The organism is Picosynechococcus sp. PCC 7117 (genome assembly GCF_001693275.1).
Taxonomy (GTDB): domain Bacteria; phylum Cyanobacteriota; class Cyanobacteriia; order Cyanobacteriales; family MRBY01; genus MRBY01.
The window spans coordinates 636276-658927 of sequence record NZ_CP016477.1; the positions used below are offsets into that span (position 1 = coordinate 636276).

Below are 22652 nucleotides of genomic sequence, written 5' to 3' on the forward strand. Positions count from 1 at the left end.
TCCCTAAAAATTGCACGAATTAAGACAACGGGGATCGGGGAGCGTCGCTTTTTCCGGCTCCCGGGGAAACCAAAAGGCAGTTTTCTGGCACACCTTCACCAACATCAACATCACCGGCACTTCGATCAAAACTCCCACCACCGTGGCGAGGGCAGCCCCAGAATTTAACCCAAACAGCACCACCGCCGTGGCGATCGCCACCTCAAAATGATTACTCGCCCCAATCAAGGCTGCTGGAGCTGCATCTTCATAGGTAAATCCCAACTTCTGGGCCGCAACATAGGCGATCGCAAAAATGACATTGGTTTGGATCAAGAGCGGGATGGCGATCAGCAGAATGTGGAGGGGTTGATTGATGATCAATTCCCCCTTGAGGGCAAAGAGCAGCACCAAAGTTGTCAGTAATGCCAGCACCGCCACCGGGGTGAGAAACTGCAAAAACTGGGTTTCAAACCAGGCCCGACCATAGCGACGCAGCAGCCATTGCCGACTCAAGATGCCCGCTGCTAACGGTAAACCCACATAAATCAAAACCGAGTACACAATGGTTTGCCAGGGCACCGTCAGATTATTCGTCGCCAGGAGCCATTTCCCCAAGGGCGCATAGACAAACAGCATCATCAAAGAATTCACTGCCACCATCACCAAAGTGTGACCCTGGTTACTGTAGGACAGATAGCCCCACATCAGCACCATCGCCGTACAGGGAGCAATCCCCAACAAAATACAGCCCGCGATATAGGAATCCGCCAGGGCAATTTCTGTCCCCCGGATGATCTCCGTGGCACTGAGCAAAGGCCGAAATAAATACCCCAGAAAAAACTGGGCAAAAAAGACCATCGTAAAGGGTTTAATCAACCAATTAATCACCAACGTGAGGGTCACTGGCTTTGGCGTTTGGGCCGCTTTGACGGCTTGGGAAAAATCAATTTTCACCATGATCGGGTACATCATAAAAAATAGACACACCGCAATCGGCAACGACACATTGTAGAGACTGAGGGCATCGAGGCTTTGGGCGATCGCCGGAAAAAGACGACCGAGCAAAATCCCCGCAACGATACAAAGGGCCACCCAGAGGGTCAGGTATTTCTCAAATATATTGAGCTGTCCCCCTGCCTGCACCGCCTTGGTTTTGACCATGACTAAAAAAATCCTGCTGAGGCTTACAGGACTCAATATATCAAAAAAAATTGATTTGTATTCTGGGTTGAGGTTTTAATCCGCACAGGGGCGAGCAGGTAAAATTTCCCCAAAACGCCGATATGCTGCCAAATAAGATTCTAGGGCGATAAATTGGGCCAAATTCAGCCGATAGTAAATCCAGCGGCCTTCTTGACGGGTCAGTACCAACTCACTCTCTTTAAGAATTTTCAAGTGAAAAGAAAGTTTGGACTGCTTTAAATCCAAGACATCACACAATTCACACACACATAATTCTTGGGCGCGCAACCGTTCCAGGATCTCCAAACGAATGGGATCTCCTAAGGCTTTGAAGCCCTGCAAAATTAAGGTTAGGTCTTGGGTGAGGGACATTAAATCAAAAATAATTGATGCTTTGTGGTTATTCGGACAGCAAACTTAAGCGGACTGTTTGTCCGGTTTCCAGGGGGCGATCGCCTTGGACAACATACCGTTCCCCGACACTGAGACCACTCAGGATAGCAACCATGCCATTATCTTCCGGGCCAACTTGTACCGGACGCGCTTGCACAGTTGTTGTGTCACCCTGGGTAACGGGCACAAATACCGTTGTTTGGTTGCCATTATTCCCCGTGGTGAGGGCGGACGCGGGAATCATGACAGCCGTGGTGAGGTTGGGATCTGTAAGGCTGACCCGCGCCAATAACCCCGTGGCAATTTTTCCTGCGGGATTAGGAATGGTCACTTCAATGGGAATTAAGCGGGCAGCGGCATCGGCCACAGGAGAAATGCGGGTGACTTCGCCGGGAAAGGTTTCCCCAGGGAAGGCATCGAGGGCCACATTAACCCGTTGACCTTGGGCAAATTGACTCAGATCCCGGTCAGAGATTTGGATTTCAACCTTAATGGCGCTCAGATCGCCAATTTCGACGAGGGTTTGCCCCCCTTGAATCGTATCGCCAGCTTCGGCTTGCTTACTGAGGAGAATGCCACTTTGGGGCGCTGTGATTTGGGTATAGGTGAGGCGTTCTTGGGCCTGGGCGAGGATCGCTTGTTGGGCTGTCACCCGTTGCTTGGTGGCGGCGATCGCCTGTTGGCGGGTAATGACTTGTTCTTGGCTGGCTTTTAGTACCTGGGCGGCGGTGGCCTGTTGAGTTTGGGCGACTTCAGCTTGTTGGGCGGTGATCGCCCCCGCTTCGGCTAACTGTTGGAGACGGCGGGCATCGGCTTCGGCTTGTTTGAGTTCGGCCCGGTTCCGTTCTAGCTGGGCTTTGGCTTCGGCAAGAACGGATTCTGCTTCTTTTACTTCAAATTGCCGGGCGGCCAGTTCAGCTTGGGCTTCACTGACATCGGTGCGGGGTAAGTCCTGTTCCACGGCGGCGAGCAGTTGACCTTGGCGGATAAAATCTCCCACATCTGCATTGAGGGTAAGTAATTGTCCTTCGACCCGGGAGCGGACTACCACTTGTTTCAGGGCCATGGTGGTGCCGGTATAGCTGGCGGTGGGGGCTGTTTCTGTCCCAGTGGCGATCGCCACCTCGACTAGGGGCGGTTGGTCTGACTGTTCTAGGCGGCCCGCTGGTTGGGCATTGCTATTTTGTTCGAGGGCGCATCCCGTCGAAACAAAGGCCAGGGTTAGGGATAAACAGGCACCGATGGGGAGATGAAATTGCTGAGCCATAGGAGAGCACCAAGGAGGGGAATAGCAGGCAAAAAACTTAATGTTTCTTAAAGGTTTTGTCGCCGCTGATTCTAACATCTCAATTTTGAGGCTGCCGCTCACCCAGGTCTTTCTCCCATAACTCCGATGGCGATCGCCTACAATAGCTAGAACATAAAAAATCACTACAACATCAAGAGAACGTTATGTCCGTACTGGCGGCGATCGCAGTTTTGGCACTCCTCATCGTGATCCATGAGTTGGGTCACTTCTCAGCAGCCCGACTTCAAAATATCCATGTCAACCGCTTTTCCATTGGCTTTGGGCCTACCCTGCTCAAATACCAAGGCAAAGAAACCGAGTATGCGGTGCGCGCCTTTCCCCTCGGTGGCTATGTGGGCTTCCCCGATGATGATCCAGACAGTGATATCCCCCCAGAAGACCCGAACCTCTTGCGTAATCGTCCCGTCTTTGACCGGGCGATCGTGATCAGTGCCGGGGTCATTGCCAATTTAATTTTTGCCTACTTCCTCCTCGTGGTACAGGCAGGCACCGTGGGTTTTCAAGATATTAACTATCAACCGGGTGTACGCATTCCCCAAGTATTAACCGAAGTAGACTCTCCAGCAGCCGCAGCAGGTATTCAAAGCGAAGATATTGTCCTAGCTGTTAATGGCCAAACCCTCCCCAGTGGCCAAGCCGCCCTTGAGGAATTGCGGGTGCTGATTCAGGAGGCTCCCAACGAAACCCTTAATTTGCAACTCCAACGGGGCGAAGCAACGCTCACTGTAGATGTAACCCCCGATGCGGGGAGTGATGGGCAAGGGAAAATTGGGGTGATGTTAGCTCCCAATGGTGAAATTGTGCGCAACCGTGCCGGTAATCCCATTGCGGCTCTCCAGGCAGGCTCCCGGGAGTTTCAGCGGCTTGCTAGTCTCACAGTGCAAGGCTTTGGTCAACTCATCTTCAATTTCCAAGAAACAGCCCAACAGGTGGCTGGCCCCGTGGCGATCGTGGCGGTGGGAGCCGATTTAGCGAAAGATGATCTGAGTAATCTGTTCCAATTTGGTTCACTCATTAGCATTAACCTGGCGATTATTAACATTTTGCCTTTACCCGCTTTAGACGGCGGCCAACTGGCCTTTCTCCTAGTAGAAGGAATTCGCGGGAAACCTCTGCCGATGCGCCTCCAGGAAAACATTATGCAAACGGGCTTAGTCCTGTTACTTGGTCTTGGGGTTTTTCTCATCGTGCGCGACACCGTCAACCTGGCTTTTTTCCAAAATTTAATTCGTTAATTTCTTTGTTCCGTAGGGGTTAACGCTGGTTAATCCCTCGCAATTAATACAACCATGAGTCAAAAGTTCACCCCCGAAAAAATGGCCCGTCTACGGGCGGAAGCCAAAAATCCTTACCGTTCGCTCCGCCAATTTATTTATCTATGCTTTGGGTTGTCTGGGGGTGTTGGGGGGATGATTTTTCTGTTGCAAATTGCCGCTGGGCGAGATTTAGACCAAGCGATTCCGAATCTGGCGGTGCAGGCTGGGGTTGTGGGGTTAATGATTTTTCTCTGGCGCTGGGAAAATAAAAATAAACTCGCCAGTCAAGAAAAAGAATAAGCTGGATCTCACCAATTGGCCCGTTAATTTTAAATGAATAAATTGATGCTGCCCCCTTGGTTACAACCGGGGGATTTATTGAAAGTAATTGCCCCTAGTGGTCGTTTGCTAGAGCAGGATGCCTTTTGGGCTGGGGTAGATATTTGGCGATCGCAAGGATATCGGGTAGAACTGACGACGGGTTGGGATGCGCGCTGGGGCTATTTAGCGGGCAATGATCAGGGGCGACGGGACGCCTTGGCAGAAGCCTGGTTTGACCCAGATTGCAAAGGCATTCTCTGTGCGCGGGGCGGCTACGGCGGGATGCGCCTCCTAGAAAATTGGGACTGGAAAATCGACCAAGTGACTCCCAAATGGCTGATCGGCTTTTCGGACATCACCAGTCTATTGTGGAGTTTAGGCACGGTGGGCATTGCCAGTATCCACGGCCCCGTTTTAACTACTTTTGCGGCAGAATCCGATTGGTCTAGGCAAAGATTATTTGATTTCTTGGCAGGAAAACCCCTTGAAGCGCTCCAGGGCAAGGGCTGGGGCAATGGTCAAGCTGAAGGAATTTTATTGCCCGCAAATTTGACGGTGGCGACCCACATTCTCAAAACACCGTTACAGCCGAATTTTAAGAATGTAATTTTTGCCCTCGAAGATGTGACAGAAGCGCCCTACCGCATTGATCGCCTGTTAACCCAATGGCGACTGTTGGGGGCTTTTGAAAAAATCAAAGGCATTGCCCTCGGTCGCTTTAGCCAATGTGATGAGTTGGGTTCAGCGGACAGTTTTAGCGTTATGGAAGTGCTTGGCGATCGCCTCCAGGATTTAAACATTCCGATCGTCGCCGAGTTGCCCTTTGGCCATGATGGGATTAATGCCGCTCTACCCGTGGGGGTTCCGGTAATTTTAGATGGCGATCGCGGTTTACTCTCTTTCCCGGAGAAGCCGACCCCCCATTAGCACCGCTTCGGCAATGGGGTAAACTGGATCCCTGTGCATTGTAAGGAAAGCATTAGTAGGAAAGCCGTGCGAAAGATCATTATTGCGGGTAATTGGAAAATGTATAAGACTCAAGCCGAGTCTTTAGACTTTCTCAAAGCATTACTGCCCAAAATCGCCGATGACCATGAAGAACGAGAAGTGGTACTCTGTACGCCCTTTACCGATTTAGGTTTAATGTCCAAGAGTCTCCACGGAACGCGGGTACGTCTGGGAGCACAAAATATCCACTGGGCTGACGAAGGTGCCTTTACTGGGGAAATCTCCGGGTCAATGCTGACGGAAATGGGCGTCCGTTATGTCATTGTGGGCCATAGCGAAAGACGGCAATATTTTGGTGAAACCGATGAAACCGTAAATCAACGCCTTAAAGCGGCCCAACGCCACGGTCTAACACCAATTCTCTGTGTTGGTGAAAGCAAAGCCCAACGGGATGCTGGCGAAACGGAAGCGGTGATTTTTGCCCAGTTAGAGCAAGATTTAGTCGATATTGATCAAAATAACTTGGTTGTTGCCTACGAACCCATTTGGGCCATTGGCACAGGTGACACCTGTGATGCCACCGAAGCAAACCGAGTCATTGGTCTGATCCGCGAAAAACTCACCAATAAGAATGTCACCATTCAATATGGTGGTTCCGTTAAACCGAATAACGTTGATGAGATTATGGCCCAGCCCGAAATTGACGGAGCCTTGGTAGGTGGTGCGAGCCTAGAGGCAGAGAGTTTTGCCCGCTTGGTGAACTATGTGTAAGTTCTAATCAATTTTTCATTGGGTGGGGGTTTACCATGGTAAACCCCTACATTTTAATCATCTTTTCATTTCCAGATTGCCAAACTTTTATTTTTATAAAAACTTTTTTGATAGATGCCTACTCTCACGACATCGCGCACGACCTTTCCCCTAACAGCGGTGGTTGGTCAAGATGTAATCAAAACTGCTCTCCTGCTGGGGGCCGTTGATCCTGCCCTTGGTGGGGTGGCGATCGCCGGGAAACGGGGCACCGCAAAATCCGTGATGGCCCGGGGAATCCATTCCCTTTTGCCCCCCATCGAAGTCATTCAGGACAATCCCTTTAACTGTGATGTGCAGAACCGCAGTGACTGGGACGATCTCACCGCGGCGACCTATGGTGAAACGGCCAGCGAAAACATTCCCACAGAAGTGATTGCCGCGCCTTTTGTACAAATCCCCCTGGGCGTTACCGAAGATCGTCTTTTGGGTTCTGTGGATGTCGAAGCTTCCGTGCGCCAGGGAGAACCTGTTTTCCAACCCGGTCTATTGGCCCAAGCCCATCGGGGTGTGTTGTACATCGATGAAATCAACCTCCTCGATGACCAAATTGCCAACCAACTCCTGACGGTCTTAACCGAAGGACGCAACCAAATCGAACGGGAAGGTATTAGTTTTTCGCACCCCTGTCGGCCCCTACTGATTGCCACCTATAACCCTGAGGAAGGAAATCTGCGGGAACACCTCCGCGATCGCATCGCCATTACCCTGTCCGCCGATCGCCCCCTCAGCCTCGAAGAACGAGTCGCAGCAGTGGATCAAGTCGTGCAATACGCCACTGCCCCCAAGGATTTTCTTCAAAGCTACGAAGAAGACCTTGATGCCCTCCGCACCCAAATTATCCTGGCCCGGGAATGGCTCAAGGAAGTCAAAATCAGCAAAGACCAAGTGGCCTACCTCGTGAGCGAAGCAGTGCGTGGCAGTGTTGAAGGTCACCGGGCCGAACTGTTTGCCGTGCGCGTTGCCATGGCTGCCGCTGCCCTTGATGGCCGGAATGTAGTAATTGCTGATGATCTCCGCACAGCGGTCGAACTGGTGATTTTGCCCAGGGCCACGACAATCCCCACCCCAGAGGATGAAGATATGCAGCCACCTCCACCGCCGCCACCCCCTCAATCCCAAGACGATCAACAGGACGAGGAGGATCAATCCCAGGACGAAGATCAAGAGGATCAAGACGACGACGACCAAAACGAAGACCAAGAGGAACAGCCGGAACAGGAGCCGACGATTCCCGAAGAGTTTGTTTTCGATCCAGAGGGGGTTGTACTTGATCCAGGGATTCTCGCCTTTGCCCAGATGATGCAAAACAAAGGCAACTCCGGGAAACGGGGCTTAATTTTTTCCGATGACCGGGGCCGTTACATTAAGCCGATGTTACCGAGGGGGAAAGTACGGCGCATTGCGGTTGATGCGACCCTGCGGGCGGCGGCTCCCTACCAAAAGGCGCGACGACTGCGACACCCTGAGCGAAAAGTGATCGTCGAGCAAAGCGATCTGCGTTCTAAACGGATGGCCCGTAAAGCAGGGGCTTTGATGATTTTCCTTGTTGATGCCTCTGGATCTATGGCCCTGAACCGAATGCAGGCAGCAAAAGGGGCGGTGATGCGTCTGCTGACAGAAGCCTATGAAAACCGTGACCAAATTGCGTTGATCCCGTTCCGGGGCGAAATGGCGGAGGTGCTTTTACCTCCTACCCGTTCGATCACTTTGGCGCGCAATAGATTGGAAACGTTGCCCTGTGGTGGTGGTTCACCGCTGTCCCATGGGTTAACCCAAGCTGTGCATATCGGTGTGAATGCGCAAATGTCCGGTGATGTGGGTGAAGTAGTCATTGTTGCGATTACTGATGGTCGGGGCAATATTCCCCTCTCTCGTTCCCTTGGCGAGAAACCAGAGGAAGGGGAGGAAAAACCCGATATCAAAGAGGAACTTCTGGATATTGCCGGTAAAATTCGCGCTTCTGGGATGAAACTGCTGATTATTGACACAGAGAAGAAGTTTATTTCCTCTGGCTTCGGTAAAGAGCTAGCTGCTAAAGCGGGGGGTAAATATTACCGTCTGCCCAAGGCCACAGATCAGGCGATCGCCGCCATGGCCAAAGGAGCAATGGCCGAAATTTAGGCGATTTTAAATCCATAAAAGCTTCAGGGGCGATTGTCTACAAAGGCGATCGCCTTTATTTTTTCTTCCGGGGGCAAAGCTAAAATAAAACCATCTGGCTCACGGGAAAACCCACCATGGCAACCACTCTCTTGATTCAAAGTAATCTGGCTCCTCTTGAAGTCTCCTTTCCGGCGATCGCCAAAATGGAAAAAGATGAATTTTACGCCTTTTGCCGCGCCAACCCTGAATTACGCATCGAACAAACTGCCACAGGAGAAGTCATCATTATGTCCCCTGCCACTTCGGATACTGGCAATCGAAATTTTAATCTCGCTGCTTATCTTTGGTTATGGAGCGAACAGGATGGTACAGGTCTAGGCTTTGATTCGAGTGCCGGTTTTACGTTGCCTAATGGCGCGACCCGTTCCCCCGATGCGTCTTGGATGCGCCGTGAAAAGTGGGACAACCTAAGCGATGAGGAGAAAAATTCCTTTGCGCCGATTTGTCCCGATTTTGTAATTGAGTTGCGTTCCAAAAGTGATGCCCTCAAAACGCTACAAGCAAAAATGGTGGAATATCTGGAAAATGGTGTGTCTTTGGCTTGGCTCATTGATCGCCAAAACCGCACCGTCCACATCTATCGACCCCAGCAATCGCCCCAAATTCTCGAAAATCCGGACACAGTCAGTGCCGATCCTGAACTGCCAGGATTTACATTATCCCTCGCGAAAATTTGGTGATTTTTAGGCGATCGCCTTTTAGTTCAAGAATTTTTGGTGACGAAACCCCGTAGGCTATACTAAAAAGCTGTGCCAAACGCCATCCAAGATTACTGCCTTCACCATGACTGTTAACGCCGAAGAACGGGCTAAACTTGACAACGAATTATCCAATCGGTTTATTGACCTCGATCCCGACGGTTATTTTATTATCTACCTAGACCGTGAACAAGGCTTAATTTGCGCGAAACATTACACCAATACGATTAACGATAAAGGTTTAGCCACAGATCCAGAAACCGGAGAAGTCCTCGCCTGCAAAGGTAGTTTAGAACGGACTCATGTCACTGTTTACACTGGCCGCACCGCAAAAGAATTAGGCATTGAAATCACCGAAAAAGCCGATCCCTGTCCCATTTCCAAGTTAGATCATGCCCTATATCTCGGACGGGAATTTGTCAAAGCAGAAATCGCCCTTCTTTCCGGCACAGAATACATTCAAGATTAATTGAATTGAAACATATCTAAAAAAAGATGTTTGTCAATGCGATCTTCAAGTAAGAATAATATTTCGCCAAACTAATTCGCATATTTCTTTTACAGCAAACAAAATATAAAACTCTTTTTTATAACTAAAACTAAAAAAACAATCATTTATCATGAAATCTATTTTGTCGCAATTAAAAACGGCTGTTTCTGAGGCTCTGATCAAGGCATTTGGCGAAGATCTTAAAGATACTGATCCCCTTGTTGTCCCTGCTAGTAATCCGAAATTTGGTGATTATCAGTCTAATGTCGCCCTATCGCTAACGAAAACACTGAAGAAAAATCCTAGGGAAATTGCCCAAAGTATTATCGAAGCTTTAGACATTGCTGATCTTTGTGAAAATCCGACCATTGCCGGGCCTGGTTTTATTAACTTCAGCCTCAAACCGAGCTATTTAGCCACACTTTTAAAGGAAGTTCAGCAAAGCGATCGCCTTGCCATTGAGCCAGCAGAAAATCCCCAGAAAGTCATTGTAGATTTTTCTAGTCCGAACATTGCTAAAGAAATGCACGTCGGCCACCTCCGCTCAACGATTATTGGGGACTCTATTGCACGGATTTTAGAGTTTCGGGGCCAGGATGTTTTACGCCTCAACCATGTGGGGGATTGGGGCACGCAATTTGGGATGTTGATCACCTATTTAAAAGAAGCCTATCCCGATGCTTTAACGAAAGCAGATGTTCTCGACATTGGTGATTTGGTCGCATTTTATAAAAAAGCAAAGGTTCGTTTTGATGAAGATGAAGCCTTTAAAGAAGCCTCTCGAAATCAAGTCGTAAAATTACAATCTGGAGACGAAGAAAGTCAAAAAGCGTGGCAATTGCTCTGTGAACAATCCCGCCGAGAATTTCAAAAGATCTATGACATTCTAGATATCAAATTAACGGAACGGGGCGAGTCTTTTTACAATCCATACCTGGCAGATGTTCTAACGGCATTGGACGAAGTGGGTTTGTTAGAAGAAGATGCCGGGGCGCAATGTGTTTTCCTCGAAGGGTTTAAAAATAAAGATGGCGATCGCCTACCATTGATTGTCCAAAAATCCGACGGGGGCTTTAACTATGCCACCACTGATTTAGCAGCAATTCGTTATCGCATCACAGAAGATCAGGCCAAACGGATCATCTACGTGACAGACTCTGGTCAGGCCGGACATTTCGCCCAGGTGTTCCAGGTGGCCGGACGTGCTGGGTTTTTACCCGATGATGTGGAAGTTGTCCATGTGCCCTTCGGCCTCGTGCAAGGGGAAGATGGCAAAAAACTCAAAACCCGTGCTGGCGATACGATCAAGCTCAAGGATTTATTGGATGAAGCTGTTAACCGCTCCCGCGCTGATTTAGAAAAACGTCTCGCCGAAGATGAACGCCAAGAAACAGCAGAATTCGTCGAAAAAGTCTCCCAAGTGGTTGGGATTGGGGCTGTGAAATATGCTGACCTGAGCCAAAATCGCACCAGTAATTACATCTTTAGCTTCGATAAAATGTTGGCGCTCCAGGGCAACACGGCACCCTATATGCTCTATGCCTATGTGCGTGTCCAGGGGGTCAGTCGTCAAGGGGGCATTGACCTCAGCACCCTACCCACTGACACCCCGATTATTCTTGAAGAGGCCGCTGAACTGACCCTAGCTAAACATTTACTGCAACTGAGTGAAGTCCTGATGAGCGTTGAGCAGGATCTGATGCCCAATCGCCTCTGTGAATACCTCTATGACCTCAGCCGCAAATTCAACCAATTTTATGAGGCTTGCCCGATCCTCAAGGCCGAAGGCGATCACCGCATTTCCCGGTTAATCCTCGCCGACACCACGGCCCGCACCCTCAAATTGGGTTTATCTCTCCTGGGGATTGAGGTGCTAGACCGAATGTAGTCCTAAACCCTTATTCCCTTAGAAGAGTTGCCAACATCGCCCGCGAGATCGATAAGCAAATATTACAAGATATAAAGTATCCATCACCGCTACCTATCTTTGCTGATACCTTATAAGCAAGGTACAAAATAAAAGTTCTGAAAAAGCTTTTATTCGGACGAAGAGATTGAGCGGTTGTACCTCCTTTGTTCGGTCTCGCCCAGAAGTCCTTCTCAACATTTCAAGTTGAAGATAGACTCGGTTATTCCCCCTAACGGAATCGGGTAATCGGGCTATAATCACTGCCTGTTAGGTACCGTTTTTCGAGAAGCGCTTGTTGGGTTCGTTGTTAACCTCGTTTTGTTGTTTGGTAAATCTTTTTGTTAGTTAAATTTGGATTGTAAGCCTGCTCCCCTGAGTAGGCTTTCGCCTTGTTTAGGGGAAAATTATCCCAAACAGCGGTAGATTAATCTTGGGTTAATACCTCTGGCAGAGGGGTATATTCACCGATGGGGTAGCCCCTTTGCTGAATTAATGTTTTGAGGTGTTGCACTCGTTTTGCGGGGGCCGGGTGGGTCGCAAGAAAATCCCAATTGGCCCCTTGTTTTTGGCTCATCGCCTCAAAGAAATCCGTTGCACCAGCGACCTGTCTATAGGTGGCATAGAGCAAATCTAAACCATATTCATCGGCTTGTTTTTCTTGGGCTTGGGAAAAGCGCGAGGTACTGACAATTTGCGCGACATCTCCCAACCAACTGACATCACCAAAAATAGAAGAGATCACTGTACGGATTACGAGGGCCCGACCAATATTACGCAGATGGTCTCGGTTGGCAAAGTGACCGATTTCATGGCCCAACACCATCATTAAGGCGTTTTCTGAGTCCATTTGATCTAACAACCCTTGATAGACCAATACCGTATCCCCCGGCAGGGCCGCGGCATTCACCACATCCTGGGGAATATAGAGGAGTTGGTAGTCACGTTTTTCTTTAGCGCCAGCAGGAATTTCTGCTTCCAGGCGGTCGAGCAGGGCATTGAGTTCATCTTGGGCGGGCGAAGGTTCGGCTTGGGGTTCGTAGATTTTGACCAGGGCTTGCCCTAACCGTTGTTCCCAACTCACGGGCATCTGGACAATGAGCCAGTTGACACTGAAGTTTAATAGCCAAATCAAGAGGGCGATCGCACAGATAAACATTCCCCCAAGGGTGAGGAGTTCTCGGAGGGACGCTTCAGGATTGCGATCTTCTGGGGTGGGGGGAGCAGGCATCGTTAATCGAGGAGAGTGGCAAGACGCGGCAACAGCAGTGCAAAGGCTTGGCCCCGGTGACTGACGTTATGTTTGAGCGCCGCTGACATTTCTGCAAAGGTCTGTTGATATTCTGGCACATAAAAAATGGGGTCATAGCCAAAGCCCCCTGTTCCCCGCAGTTCCGGGAGAATTTCTCCGGGACAGTCTCCTTGGACTTGGGCGACAATGGTTCCGTCTGGTTTGGCGATCGCCACTGCACAGATAAATTTCGCGCGGCGATTGGGGTTGTTGCCCAGTTCCGTTAACAGACGTTCAATGCGTTCTTGGTCGGTGGTGCCGTAGCGGGCTGAATACAGACCAGGGGCACCGTTGAGGGCTTCGACGGCTAAACCAGAATCATCGGCGATCGCCCATTGGTCGAGGGCCTTTGCCACCTGAGAGGCCTTGAGAGCTGCATTTTCGAGGAATGTTGTGCCTGTTTCTTCGATGTCGAGTTCCGGGGGCTTGAGCTGCAATTCCCAGGGCAAATCCTGGAGATAGGCTTGCATTTCCTGTAATTTACCGGGGTTTCCGGTGGCGACGACAAGGACGGGCATGGGCGTTAAATATCTGAATGAGAAATTAAAAAAGTTAACCGGGAGTACCGGGCAGCGACTTCTATTTTAAGGAAATTTGCCGAAAAAAAAGACGACCAAGGGCCGCCCTACACAAACTTATGCTGTTGAGATGTTGTTTGAAAAAATTAAAAGCTGCTGGTCTTACTGAAAAATACCAATGACACCATGGCCGGTGAAGATTTCGAGAAGAAGTAAAGAAGCAAAACCGATCATTGCGGCGCGACCATTGAATTTTTCTGCGTATTCGGTAAAGCCGACGCGGGGATTTTCTTGGACGTAAACGGTGGGCTCTACGGCAAAGGTGTTCATTTTGCCTTGGTCGTCGATGATATTGCCTTGGTATTTTTTAGCCATATTGTTATCTGAGGTAAATTAGGTTGTTTTTTATCTTGATTCAAGATTAACAAGTTTTGTAACAATTTGCAACATTTTATTTTTCGAGGTTGACAAAAGCTGTAGGTATAAGCGTTTATCCCATTTTAGAAAAGAATTGCAAACTTTTTCTTGATGTTCTGGAAGATGGTGCCATGGGCTACAGATTTTTGGCCCATATCTTTTTAGGTTGATAGTTGATTTGTCCTGCACCTGAGGGGCTGCGGTCTATGGTCTGCTCGGATTTCCCCGTCATTTACTCCACGCTATCGGCGATCGCCCTCCGGGAGCGTGTGCTGCCGCAATATGGCCTTAAGACCGTCAGCCAATGTGAGTTATGGAATCGGGGCTTGAGTGATATTTATTTTGTGCAAGCAGCCCAGGATACGTTTGTGTTGCGGGTCTCCCATCACCATTGGCGATCGCCCACAGAAATTTTTTTCGAGCTAGACTTTTTAAATTTTCTCAAGGCCCAGGGTTTACCGGTGGCGGCTCCTCTAGCGACGGAAGTTGGTGAATGGGCGGTCAAAATTCAGGCCCCAGAAGGCGATCGCTATGCCACTCTGTTTCCCTTTGCCCCAGGGGAAATTGCCCTAGGGGGGTGGAACGAAAGCCAAAGTCATCATTTAGGGGCAGTGGTGGCGCAGATCCATCAGGTCAGCCAAGACTTCATCTGTGACCACCCGCGCAAACCCCTAGACCTTGAGTATTTGTTGGATGAATCCTTGGGCGTGATTTTGCCGTTTTTTGGCGATCGCCCCCGGGATTGGGGTTTCATGCAGGATATTGCCCACAAAATCCGCGAAACTTTAGCGCAACTCCCCAAGGAAAAGCCCCTCTGGTCGGTCTGTTGGGGGGATGCCCACTGCGGCAACGTCCATTTCACCGAAGATCATCAGCTCACCCTCTTCGACTTTGACCAATGCGGCTACGGTTGGCGCGCCTTTGAAATTGGCAAATTTTTCCAGGGGGCACTCACCACAGGTCTCCAGCGACGGGTGCGAGAAGCCTTTATCGCGGGCTATGAGTCCCAAACCACCTTTGTCGCCCAGGAACAGGTGGCCCTCCAGGCCCTTACCCAACTGGCTTATATTTGGTCGTGGCGCATCAGTCTCACCAGTATTCAAATTTTTAACAACAGCCAACTGGATCGTCACTACCTCACCCAGCGGCTAGAACGACTCAAGGCTTTATCTTCGCGGGATTGGCAATTATTCTAAATCTCCCCAGTGATAAATCTATGTGACATGATCCAGGCTGAGGGAAAATGTCGCGAAAAGTTGAAAAATTCCCTGATCAAAAATGGTATGTTCTGCTACACTTAGCGTTGTGTAAAGAAATATTTCGGGCTTCGTGCTGGGAACGCGTGGTTTGAAATCTTGTATTTTTTCGATGCAAAAACAACAACAAGCTTGAGTTATGCCAGCGATCGCCTCGCTGGTTTTTTCTTGGGGCCCTTGCTGGGATAATGGAAGCCACAACTTTTAATGATCCCTTAATTAACTGCACTGGCCTTGTGCCAAAACGTTTTTACCGAACTGACCCATGGAAAATTTAGATTTTGCCCTTTATACCCAGTGGTCTGCCTACGCCACCTTGTTCTTTGCGGTCTTGGCGATCGCCGCGTTTCTTTTTAAGTGGGGCATCCGTTTCCGCTTAGTCGGCACCACCGGCTTTATGATTGTGCTTACCATTGGTTTGTTTGGCCTCAGCTTAGGACTCTTTAGCCGTAGTATCGTGCCGGGAGCCGTGCGCTATGCCCTGGTTTATGACAATGGTGCAAACCTAGCCGTTGTCTCCGTGAAGCCTGAAGTGACTGCCGAGGAAATCAATGCAACCCTCCGCCAAGCTTCTAATGACCTCTTTTCCTACGGACGCATTGGCAATGGCGATAATAAATTTACCGTGCGCCTCCGGGTGATGAGTCACCCCGAACCCGGCGTTTCTGAACCCCTCTATCTAGGTCAAGTCCAACGCGCCATTGCTGATCGCGAAAATGGGGCCCTGGACATCCAGCTTTATCCAGAAAATCTCAAAAAGCTGCCCCAACCCAATGCGATTAGTTAGGATCTAGGGAAGTTTTTCTCAACCGTTTCGTCGCCATTTCTTCGCTACCAATACCCATGAAAAAGCCTGCTGCTACCCAAACCCAAACTATTCCCATGCAAGTGCTGATTGCGCCGGCCCAAGTGCTCAAGGGAAATAACGCCCTGGCCCAAGCTGGTGCGGCGATCGCCCGGTGGGGAAAACGTCCTTTTGTGGTGGGAGGGCAGCAGAGCCTTGAAAAATTGGCAGATCCGCTCCAAACCCTAGCCGAGCAAGAAAAACTCGATCTCGCCAGTGGCAGCTACAGTCCTGACTGTTCCGAAGCGTCCCTCAAGGAACTCAACAAAAAATTCAAAGCCCACAAAGCAGATTTTGTCATCGGCATCGGCGGCGGCAAGGCCCTAGATACGGCCAAACTCCTTGCCCACCAACAATGTTGTCCCATTGTGACCGTGCCCACCTCGGCGGCCACCTGTGCTGCTTGGACAGCTCTGTCGAATATTTATTCTGATCAAGGGGCCTTTCAATATGATGTGGCCTTGGAGCAATGCCCGAATCTGTTGATTCTGGACTATGACTTGGTACGCACTGCGCCGCAACGGACTCTCATTGCCGGGATTGGGGATGCGATCGCCAAATGGTATGAAGCCTCCGTCAGCAGTGGCCATTCCCCCCAGACCCTCACCATTGCCGCCGTCCAAGAAGCGCGGATTCTCCGGGATCTCCTCTTTCAAAAATCCTCCCAGGCGATCGCCGATGTCCACAGTCCCGAATGGCAGGAAGTCGTTGATGCAACGGTTCTCCTCGCTGGCGTGATCGGTGGCTTGGGAGGGGCCAACTGTCGCACCGTGGCCGCCCACGCGGTTCACAATGGGTTAACCCATCTGTCCGCCGCCCATGGCATTTTGCATGGTGAAAAAGTTGCCTACGGCATTTTGGTGCAACTCCGCCTCGAAGAAATTTGCCAAAAAAGTCAACTGGCTGAGACCGCCCGCCAACAGCTCCTCCAGTTTTACCGCGATATTGGCTTACCAAAGAGCCTCGCTGATCTCGGTCTAAATACAATGACCTTGGCCGAGCTGCGCCAGGTGGCAGAGATCACCTGTCAGCCTCAGTCAGACATCCACCGTTTACCCTTTACCGTCAACCCAGACCAGTTAATGGCGGCGATGGTTTCCACAGAAGCAACTAGAGAGAGTAACGCCTCTGAGACCCAGTCTGCCCCAGAGGCAACTAAAGCTCAGGCTTAGGCTCGCGGATCTAGACAATTGACATCCGGCAGCCCTCCTAGGGTTTAATGGGGCACGGGCAATCCATATAAAAACGGCAAAACAAGAGCATGAAACATAAAGTGGGTGTCATTGGCGGCGGACAACTCGCCTGGATGATGGGAGCAGAAGCCCGGAGCCTCGGCATGGAACTGTGGGTACAAACACCCAACGCCAGTGATCCGGCGGTTTCTAATGCCGATCAAGTGATCATTGGGGCGATCGACGATCTAGAGTCTACGGCCAAGCTGGTGGAAAACTGCCATGTGGTCACCTTTGAAAATGAATTTGTTGATCTCGAAGCCCTCGATACCCTCGTTAAACGGGGGGCAAAATTCTTCCCTTCTCTGCCTTTCCTCGCTGCCCTCTTGGATAAATATGATCAACGGCGCTGTTGTCAACGGTTCGGCATTCCGGTGCCGACCTTTGTCCCTTGGCAACTGGGGGAACCGCTACCCTCTGGTTGGGAATTTCCACTGGTCGTGAAGGCCCGTCGCCATGGTTATGACGGCAAAGGGACATTTATCGTGAAAGATGCTGCGGCGTTACAGACTTTACCAACGGATTTGGCTGATATTCCCTTACTTTTAGAAGCGTTTGTGCCCTTTGAGCAGGAATTAGCGGTGATGGTGACCCGCAACCGCCGGGGAGAAATTCGCACCTTTCCGACGGTGGAAACCCAACAGATTGATCAAGTGTGTCGTTGGGTGCTGGCCCCTGCGGCGGTTTCCCAAGATGTGGTGAGTCAGGTTGAAAAGATTGCCCGCACCTTAGCTGAAGGGTTAAATCTGGTGGGCATTATGGGGATTGAGTTGTTTCTCACTTCCGAAGGACAGGTGTTGGTGAATGAAATCGCCCCCCGCACCCACAATTCCGGCCATTTTAGTTTGGATGCTTGTCAGACTTCGCAGTTTGCAATGCAACTCCAGGCGATCGCCGATCTGCCTTTAGGGAACCCCAAGATGATCACCCCTGGGGCGGTAATGGTTAATTTACTAGGGTTTGAGCACAGTACGGGGAACTATGCCCACAAACGGCAGATGTTGACCCAGTTTCCCCATAGCCATGTCCACTGGTACGACAAAACCAGCGCCAGCCCAGGCCGCAAACTGGGTCATGTCACAGTTTTAAGTGAGACGAATGACCGAGAAACATTGGCGGCGATCGCCCAGCAAATTGAAGCCATTTGGTATGGTGACTCTAGCCCCACCTAGAAGTTCGAGAAGTTTTGGTTAGCCGTCCAGCGGGAACCAGAGAAAGGCGTCCCTCCCAGTTGGGCAACCTTTTCTGGGGTCATCCCATAGACCCAAGCCTCCGTCAGGATCGTTTTTGTCTCCGTGTAAACAGGCGCTTGACGCCGTTGATATTCATTGAGGCTTGGCGATCGCCCCGGTTGATAATCTTCAAGGACATCTAGTTTCCCTAAAACATTGGGATCCCTGAATCGCAACAGACAACCCTCTACCCAGCCAGGCTCTGGGGTGAGGGCCGGATAACCCACCGGTAACTGATAAAGCTTCCCTGGGATGAAAGCCTTCTCAATGTGGGGGTGATAGGGGGCACAGTAGCGGGGAAAATTTGCTTCTCCTGGCTGGAGGGTGCCATACACGAAAACCTTGAGCATGGTGTGATTTCCGACAAAGAACAACAGAGGACGAAACCGTGAAAAGCTATAATCAGGGGCAAGATCATGCGCTTTCGTAAGGGGAAAATGGGCGATGGATAAACGCTACAATATTTTGCTTGTCGATGATGAACCGGGCGTCCGGGAGGCGGTTCAAGCCTATTTAGAAGATGATGAAGCCCTAACCGTCACCACCGCTGAGAATGCCACAAAAGCCTGGGATGTTTTGCAAACGTTTACACCGGATTTAGTCATTTCTGACATTATGATGCCCCAGGTGGATGGCTATCAGTTTTTGGGGCAACTGCGCGAAGATCCGCGCTTTAAAACGCTTCCGGTAATTTTTCTAACGGCCCGTGGCATGACTGGCGATCGCATCCAAGGCTACCAAGCGGGCTGTGATGCCTATTTACCGAAACCCTTTGAACCCGAAGAACTCGAAGCGATTGTCAAAAATCTCCTGACCCGGGAGGCGGCGATCGCCGAACAACAAGATGGTGGCGGCAGCAATCTCGAAGGCATCGCCCAGGATCTCCGGGAGATTAAGCAATTCCTCGGCCAGCAAAATCAACTGGTCACCACCCCACCGCCTTTAAAAATTGACCTGACCCCTAGGGAGCAAAGTGTCCTCGATCTCGTGGCCCAGGGACTGATGAATAAAGAAATTGCCAAGGAGCTCGAAACCAGCGTCCGCAATGTTGAAAAGTATGTTAGTCGCCTATTTAGCAAAACGGGAACCAATAGCCGGACAGAATTGGTACGCTACGCCCTCAAGCACGGCTTAACGCAATAGTTGACGAAGACATTCCTTCAGTCTTGCGCCATGATTTAGCCCTTTTTGCACTGTTAGTTCCATTCGCGCCGATGCCCCAACAAGATCAAGTCCATCCCCAAGCCAACCGCGATCGCCTGATTGTGGATAGTCTCCTCAAGGGAGAACCCACAGAAAATGCCCTGGTGGAATTGGCACGGCTCCATCTGCGCTATGACGGCTTCCCTGGGGCAAGGGAAATTCAGCAGGATTTGAAATTGCTGTTCCAACAGTGGGGACTGACAGAGGAAGCTTTATTCGCCAAAACAAGGGAAATCCATGCGGCCGGGCGGGCCTACAAACATCTACGCCATGGCGAGGAGCAACAGGATTGGAGCTAGCACCCGCAACTTTCACCGAAAAACTCACCGGGGCGATCGCCGCCCAAAAGACCCTCCTCGTGGCGGGCCTCGATCCGAACCCGGAAATGCTGCCGGATGCTTTACGCACCGGAGATTTAATTCAGAACCTGAAAACGTGGCTTTTGGGGATCATTGACCAGACCCAGGATCTCGTCTGTGCCTACAAGCCGACCCTCGGTTTTTATCAAGCCTTAGGGGTGCCGGGGTTGCAACTGTTAGAAACGGTTTTAGCCCATATTCCGCCTGATATCCCCATTATTCTCGATGCGAAACACGCCGATCTCAACACCAGCAGCCTTTTCGCCCAGGCGATTTTTGAGGCGTGGCAAGTGGATGCAGTCACCCTCAGCGCCTACCCGGGCCAAGACCACGTTGCCCCTTTTTTGCTCTATCCCGACAAAGGCGTTTTCTTGCAATGCCGCACCTCTAACCCCGGTGCCTTTCCCCTGCAAAATTACCCCGACCCGCAACGGCCTTTTTATCTGCACCTGATCCAAGAAATTAAACAGTGGGGCACCCCCGAACAACTTTTCCTAGAAATTGGGGGCGATCGCCCGGCGGTTTTTCGCCAAGTACGTGCCATTGCTCCGGAACGGTGGATCCTTGCCCGCAGTATCTGGCAACGGAGCGAAAACCTCGAAGAAATCATTCACCAGGGCTTAAATTCCAATGGGTCTGGCCTCTTAATTCCCATTCCTAACGATGACCTCAGCCAAACCGATTGTCGGCAACCCGTCGCCCAGCTACGGCAAAAGATTGAAGACATTCGCCAGCGTTATACCCCCAGCAACGCCCGGTGTGATTTGCTCCAGGTACCGACAAATTTTCCCGCAGCGCACCCCCAGGCGGAGTTGATCGTGCAGTTGTTTGACCTGGGCTGTCTGCTCTTTGGGGAATATGTCCAGGCCTCCGGAGCGACGTTTTCCTATTACATTGATCTGCGCAAAATTATTTCTAACCCCCAGGTTTTTAACCAGGTGCTCAATGCCTACGGGGCGATCGCCAAAAACCTGAAATTTGACCGTATCGCCGGGATTCCCTATGGTTCGCTCCCCACGGCAACGGGGTTGGCTCTGAAATTAAATTACCCGATGATTTTCCCCCGTAAGGAAGTCAAGGCCCACGGGACGAGGCGGGTGATTGAGGGCCATTTTGAGCCAGGGGAAACGATTCTGGTCGTCGATGACGTGCTAATTACGGGCAAAAGTATCGTTGAGGGGGCGAAAAAACTGGAGTCGGCGGGCCTTACCGTGAAGGAGATGGTGGTTCTCATTGACCACGAAGCGGGCGTTAAGGATCGGCTCCAGGCCCAGGGATATCAAGCCCACGCCATTTTAACCATTTCTGAAATCACCGAAACCCTTTTCCAAGCGGGTCGCATTAACCAGAGTCAGTATGATTGCCTCGTGAGCCATTGAGCTTTTTTCGGACAAAATTCTGCCAGGGCTTGGGTCTTTTGCGTACAGTAGAGAAGAAGCACCTTTATCGACGACGGCCCCATGGGATTACATCTGTTTGAGCATTTACAAATGGCGATCGCCACCCTCCGCACCAACAAAATGCGCAGTGGTTTAACGATGCTCGGCATCATCATCGGTAATGCGTCCGTGATTGCCATGGTCGGTTTAGGCCAAGGTGCCCAAAAATTAGCCACAGAGCAGTTTGAATCCCTCGGTTCCAATGTTTTGTTTATCATTCCCGGCTCCCGGGCGGCCCAACGCACCACCATTGATTTACCCAAGACCCTCGTTTGGGAAGATGCCCAGGCGATCGCCGAACAGGTGCCGAATGTGGCGGCGGTGGCGCCCCAGATTAATAGTCGTGGTTTAGTGACATTTCGGGGGATTAATAAAGATTCTTTGCTCTTGGGGATTACCCCCGAATTCATTGATGTACGCGAATTTACCCTAGCCCAAGGCCGGTTTGTGACCGACAGTGATGTGGAACGCAACAAGCGCGTCGCCGTGATTGGGTCTGAGATTGCCACGGAGCTTTTCCCTAATATCGAGCCGGTGGGCCAAAAACTCCGGGTCAAAAATCTTACCTTCGATGTGATTGGTGTTCTCGAAGAAAAGGGGGCTTCCTTTGGCACAAACCAGGACAACGCCGTTTATATGCCCCTCACCACAATGTCGAACCAGGTGGTGGGACGCACGTCTCCCTATGGCACGGAGTTAACCTTTATTTCCGTCTCCGGTGAAAGTGAAGACCGAGTCAGGGCGATGACCTTTCAGATCGAAAATCTATTGCGGCTCCGCCATAAGATCGTCGATGAGGATGATTTTAGCGTCCAAAGTCAACAGGATTTATTGGACGTGGCGAATACAATTACCGGGGCTTTAACCACAATGTTGGCGGCGATCGCCGGTATTTCTCTCCTCGTTGGTGGGATTGGCATCATGAATATTATGTTGGTGTCTGTTACCGAGCGGACAAAAGAAATTGGTCTCCGTAAAGCCCTTGGTGCCACAGAAAACGACGTTTTGTATCAGTTCCTGATTGAATCGGTGATCCTGGCAGGGATTGGTGGGATCTTTGGGACAGGTCTAGGCTTGGGGGGCGTATTTCTCGCCAATGTCTTGACCCCCCTGGCGGCCCCTATTTCTGTAACAGCGATTGTGATGGCGGTAGGTGTTTCTGGGGGAATTGGCTTATTTTTTGGGGTGTTTCCGGCGCGGCAAGCGGCCCGTTTAGACCCGATTGTTGCCCTCCGCAGCGAGTAGAATTTTATCCCCGGCAATGGAGATAGATCGGGGTCTACAGCCAAACTTCAATCTGCTATACTTTATTAGCCCAAAACCCTTGGACGCATAGCTCAGTGGATAGAGCAACCGCCTTCTAAGCGGTCGGTCGCAGGTTCGAATCCTGCTGCGTCCGT

At 50.6% G+C, this 22652-nt stretch carries 23 protein-coding genes and 1 tRNA gene; 17 read left to right on the forward strand and 7 right to left on the reverse strand.

Annotated features, from left to right (window positions below):
- Positions 1-3: 3 nt before the first annotated feature.
- The 3 genes from arsB to AWQ22_RS03050 all read right to left on the reverse strand — a co-directional run bounded on the left by arsB (position 4) and on the right by AWQ22_RS03050 (position 2824).
- Positions 4-1143, reverse strand: coding sequence for an ACR3 family arsenite efflux transporter (arsB, locus tag AWQ22_RS03040; RefSeq protein ID WP_012306220.1), 1140 nt, complete (start codon positions 1141-1143; stop codon positions 4-6).
- A gap of 75 nt (positions 1144-1218) precedes the next feature.
- Complete coding sequence (locus tag AWQ22_RS03045) at positions 1219-1536, reverse strand: helix-turn-helix transcriptional regulator (protein WP_030005849.1); 318 nt, start codon at positions 1534-1536, stop codon at positions 1219-1221.
- Positions 1537-1564: 28 nt separating this feature from the next.
- Positions 1565-2824 carry an efflux RND transporter periplasmic adaptor subunit gene (locus AWQ22_RS03050; RefSeq protein ID WP_065710140.1) on the reverse strand — a complete coding sequence of 420 codons (1260 nt, stop codon included), beginning with the start codon at positions 2822-2824 and terminating at the stop codon, positions 1565-1567.
- 185 nt (positions 2825-3009) lie between these two features.
- On the opposite strand from AWQ22_RS03050, the gene rseP reads away from it, so the two are divergent.
- The 8 genes from rseP to argS all read left to right on the forward strand — a co-directional run bounded on the left by rseP (position 3010) and on the right by argS (position 11443).
- Positions 3010-4101 (forward strand): RIP metalloprotease RseP, encoded by a 1092-nt coding sequence (rseP, locus tag AWQ22_RS03055; protein ID WP_062432414.1) that lies wholly within the window; start codon positions 3010-3012, stop codon positions 4099-4101.
- 54 nt (positions 4102-4155) lie between these two features.
- Positions 4156-4422: a DUF3493 domain-containing protein gene (locus AWQ22_RS03060; RefSeq protein ID WP_065710141.1), complete on the forward strand. Its 267-nt coding sequence runs from the start codon at positions 4156-4158 to the stop codon at positions 4420-4422.
- A 42-nt stretch (positions 4423-4464) separates the two neighbouring features.
- Positions 4465-5370 carry an LD-carboxypeptidase gene (locus AWQ22_RS03065; RefSeq protein WP_065711613.1) on the forward strand — a complete coding sequence of 302 codons (906 nt, stop codon included), beginning with the start codon at positions 4465-4467 and terminating at the stop codon, positions 5368-5370.
- A gap of 66 nt (positions 5371-5436) precedes the next feature.
- Positions 5437-6162: a triose-phosphate isomerase gene (gene tpiA / locus AWQ22_RS03070; protein WP_012306226.1), complete on the forward strand. Its 726-nt coding sequence runs from the start codon at positions 5437-5439 to the stop codon at positions 6160-6162.
- Between the two features lie 114 nt (positions 6163-6276).
- Positions 6277-8325, forward strand: a complete 2049-nt coding sequence (gene bchD, locus AWQ22_RS03075; RefSeq protein ID WP_065710142.1) for a magnesium chelatase ATPase subunit D — start codon at positions 6277-6279, stop codon at positions 8323-8325.
- A 116-nt stretch (positions 8326-8441) separates the two neighbouring features.
- Positions 8442-9047 (forward strand): Uma2 family endonuclease, encoded by a 606-nt coding sequence (locus AWQ22_RS03080; RefSeq protein WP_065710143.1) that lies wholly within the window; start codon positions 8442-8444, stop codon positions 9045-9047.
- Between the two features lie 103 nt (positions 9048-9150).
- A complete protein-coding gene (locus AWQ22_RS03085; protein ID WP_030005857.1) occupies positions 9151-9534 on the forward strand; it encodes a DUF4346 domain-containing protein in 384 nt (127 codons plus the stop codon).
- A gap of 151 nt (positions 9535-9685) precedes the next feature.
- Positions 9686-11443 (forward strand): arginine--tRNA ligase, encoded by a 1758-nt coding sequence (gene argS / locus AWQ22_RS03090; protein ID WP_065710144.1) that lies wholly within the window; start codon positions 9686-9688, stop codon positions 11441-11443.
- A gap of 445 nt (positions 11444-11888) precedes the next feature.
- On the opposite strand, the gene AWQ22_RS03095 is transcribed toward argS, so the two are convergent.
- From AWQ22_RS03095 to AWQ22_RS03105, 3 genes are all read right to left on the reverse strand, one after another.
- The gene (locus AWQ22_RS03095) at positions 11889-12692 is read right to left on the reverse strand and encodes a M48 family metallopeptidase (protein ID WP_065710145.1); all 804 of its coding nucleotides are present in this window, start codon (positions 12690-12692) and stop codon (positions 11889-11891) included.
- 2 nt (positions 12693-12694) lie between these two features.
- Positions 12695-13270, reverse strand: coding sequence for an RdgB/HAM1 family non-canonical purine NTP pyrophosphatase (gene rdgB, locus AWQ22_RS03100; protein WP_065710146.1), 576 nt, complete (start codon positions 13268-13270; stop codon positions 12695-12697).
- A 162-nt stretch (positions 13271-13432) separates the two neighbouring features.
- Positions 13433-13645, reverse strand: a complete 213-nt coding sequence (locus AWQ22_RS03105) for a high light inducible protein (protein ID WP_012306233.1) — start codon at positions 13643-13645, stop codon at positions 13433-13435.
- A gap of 248 nt (positions 13646-13893) precedes the next feature.
- On the opposite strand from AWQ22_RS03105, the gene AWQ22_RS03110 reads away from it, so the two are divergent.
- The 4 genes from AWQ22_RS03110 to AWQ22_RS03125 all read left to right on the forward strand — a co-directional run bounded on the left by AWQ22_RS03110 (position 13894) and on the right by AWQ22_RS03125 (position 18191).
- Positions 13894-14883 carry a phosphotransferase enzyme family protein gene (locus AWQ22_RS03110; RefSeq protein ID WP_065710147.1) on the forward strand — a complete coding sequence of 330 codons (990 nt, stop codon included), beginning with the start codon at positions 13894-13896 and terminating at the stop codon, positions 14881-14883.
- Between the two features lie 325 nt (positions 14884-15208).
- Complete coding sequence (locus AWQ22_RS03115) at positions 15209-15730, forward strand: Ycf51 family protein (protein WP_065710148.1); 522 nt, start codon at positions 15209-15211, stop codon at positions 15728-15730.
- 56 nt (positions 15731-15786) lie between these two features.
- Complete coding sequence (locus AWQ22_RS03120) at positions 15787-16959, forward strand: iron-containing alcohol dehydrogenase family protein (RefSeq protein ID WP_065710149.1); 1173 nt, start codon at positions 15787-15789, stop codon at positions 16957-16959.
- Between the two features lie 89 nt (positions 16960-17048).
- Positions 17049-18191 carry a 5-(carboxyamino)imidazole ribonucleotide synthase gene (locus AWQ22_RS03125; protein WP_065710150.1) on the forward strand — a complete coding sequence of 381 codons (1143 nt, stop codon included), beginning with the start codon at positions 17049-17051 and terminating at the stop codon, positions 18189-18191.
- Here AWQ22_RS03125 and AWQ22_RS03130 read toward each other — a convergent pair.
- Positions 18188-18601, reverse strand: coding sequence for a gamma-glutamylcyclotransferase (locus AWQ22_RS03130; RefSeq protein WP_065710151.1), 414 nt, complete (start codon positions 18599-18601; stop codon positions 18188-18190). The genes AWQ22_RS03125 and AWQ22_RS03130 overlap by 4 nt on opposite strands.
- Before the next feature lie 94 nt (positions 18602-18695).
- Between AWQ22_RS03130 and AWQ22_RS03135 the strand changes: the two genes are divergently transcribed.
- The 5 genes from AWQ22_RS03135 to AWQ22_RS03155 all read left to right on the forward strand — a co-directional run bounded on the left by AWQ22_RS03135 (position 18696) and on the right by AWQ22_RS03155 (position 22651).
- Positions 18696-19394 (forward strand): response regulator transcription factor, encoded by a 699-nt coding sequence (locus AWQ22_RS03135; protein ID WP_012306239.1) that lies wholly within the window; start codon positions 18696-18698, stop codon positions 19392-19394.
- Positions 19395-19465: 71 nt separating this feature from the next.
- Positions 19466-19753 carry a DUF3288 family protein gene (locus AWQ22_RS03140; RefSeq protein ID WP_030005865.1) on the forward strand — a complete coding sequence of 96 codons (288 nt, stop codon included), beginning with the start codon at positions 19466-19468 and terminating at the stop codon, positions 19751-19753.
- The gene (locus AWQ22_RS03145; protein WP_065710152.1) at positions 19744-21192 is read left to right on the forward strand and encodes a bifunctional orotidine-5'-phosphate decarboxylase/orotate phosphoribosyltransferase; all 1449 of its coding nucleotides are present in this window, start codon (positions 19744-19746) and stop codon (positions 21190-21192) included. Before AWQ22_RS03140 ends, AWQ22_RS03145 begins: the two co-directional genes overlap by 10 nt.
- 81 nt (positions 21193-21273) lie before the next feature.
- The gene (locus tag AWQ22_RS03150) at positions 21274-22497 is read left to right on the forward strand and encodes an ABC transporter permease (RefSeq protein ID WP_065710153.1); all 1224 of its coding nucleotides are present in this window, start codon (positions 21274-21276) and stop codon (positions 22495-22497) included.
- An 81-nt stretch (positions 22498-22578) separates the two neighbouring features.
- Positions 22579-22651 (forward strand) — tRNA-Arg (locus AWQ22_RS03155).
- Position 22652 lies beyond the last annotated feature (1 nt).

Coding starts and splice junctions, on each gene's coding strand:
- arsB (WP_012306220.1), bottom strand. CDS start 1,143: ATGGTCAAAACCAAGGCGGTGCAGGCAGGGGGACAGCTCAATATATTT.
- AWQ22_RS03045 (WP_030005849.1), bottom strand. CDS start 1,536: ATGTCCCTCACCCAAGACCTAACCTTAATTTTGCAGGGCTTCAAAGCC.
- AWQ22_RS03050 (WP_065710140.1), bottom strand. CDS start 2,824: ATGGCTCAGCAATTTCATCTCCCCATCGGTGCCTGTTTATCCCTAACC.
- rseP (WP_062432414.1), top strand. CDS start 3,010: ATGTCCGTACTGGCGGCGATCGCAGTTTTGGCACTCCTCATCGTGATC.
- AWQ22_RS03060 (WP_065710141.1), top strand. CDS start 4,156: ATGAGTCAAAAGTTCACCCCCGAAAAAATGGCCCGTCTACGGGCGGAA.
- bchD (WP_065710142.1), top strand. CDS start 6,277: ATGCCTACTCTCACGACATCGCGCACGACCTTTCCCCTAACAGCGGTG.
- AWQ22_RS03080 (WP_065710143.1), top strand. CDS start 8,442: ATGGCAACCACTCTCTTGATTCAAAGTAATCTGGCTCCTCTTGAAGTC.
- AWQ22_RS03085 (WP_030005857.1), top strand. CDS start 9,151: ATGACTGTTAACGCCGAAGAACGGGCTAAACTTGACAACGAATTATCC.
- argS (WP_065710144.1), top strand. CDS start 9,686: ATGAAATCTATTTTGTCGCAATTAAAAACGGCTGTTTCTGAGGCTCTG.
- AWQ22_RS03095 (WP_065710145.1), bottom strand. CDS start 12,692: ATGCCTGCTCCCCCCACCCCAGAAGATCGCAATCCTGAAGCGTCCCTC.
- rdgB (WP_065710146.1), bottom strand. CDS start 13,270: ATGCCCGTCCTTGTCGTCGCCACCGGAAACCCCGGTAAATTACAGGAA.
- AWQ22_RS03105 (WP_012306233.1), bottom strand. CDS start 13,645: ATGGCTAAAAAATACCAAGGCAATATCATCGACGACCAAGGCAAAATG.
- AWQ22_RS03110 (WP_065710147.1), top strand. CDS start 13,894: ATGGTCTGCTCGGATTTCCCCGTCATTTACTCCACGCTATCGGCGATC.
- AWQ22_RS03115 (WP_065710148.1), top strand. CDS start 15,209: ATGGAAAATTTAGATTTTGCCCTTTATACCCAGTGGTCTGCCTACGCC.
- AWQ22_RS03120 (WP_065710149.1), top strand. CDS start 15,787: ATGAAAAAGCCTGCTGCTACCCAAACCCAAACTATTCCCATGCAAGTG.
- AWQ22_RS03125 (WP_065710150.1), top strand. CDS start 17,049: ATGAAACATAAAGTGGGTGTCATTGGCGGCGGACAACTCGCCTGGATG.
- AWQ22_RS03130 (WP_065710151.1), bottom strand. CDS start 18,601: ATGCTCAAGGTTTTCGTGTATGGCACCCTCCAGCCAGGAGAAGCAAAT.
- AWQ22_RS03135 (WP_012306239.1), top strand. CDS start 18,696: ATGGATAAACGCTACAATATTTTGCTTGTCGATGATGAACCGGGCGTC.
- AWQ22_RS03140 (WP_030005865.1), top strand. CDS start 19,466: ATGCCCCAACAAGATCAAGTCCATCCCCAAGCCAACCGCGATCGCCTG.
- AWQ22_RS03150 (WP_065710153.1), top strand. CDS start 21,274: ATGGGATTACATCTGTTTGAGCATTTACAAATGGCGATCGCCACCCTC.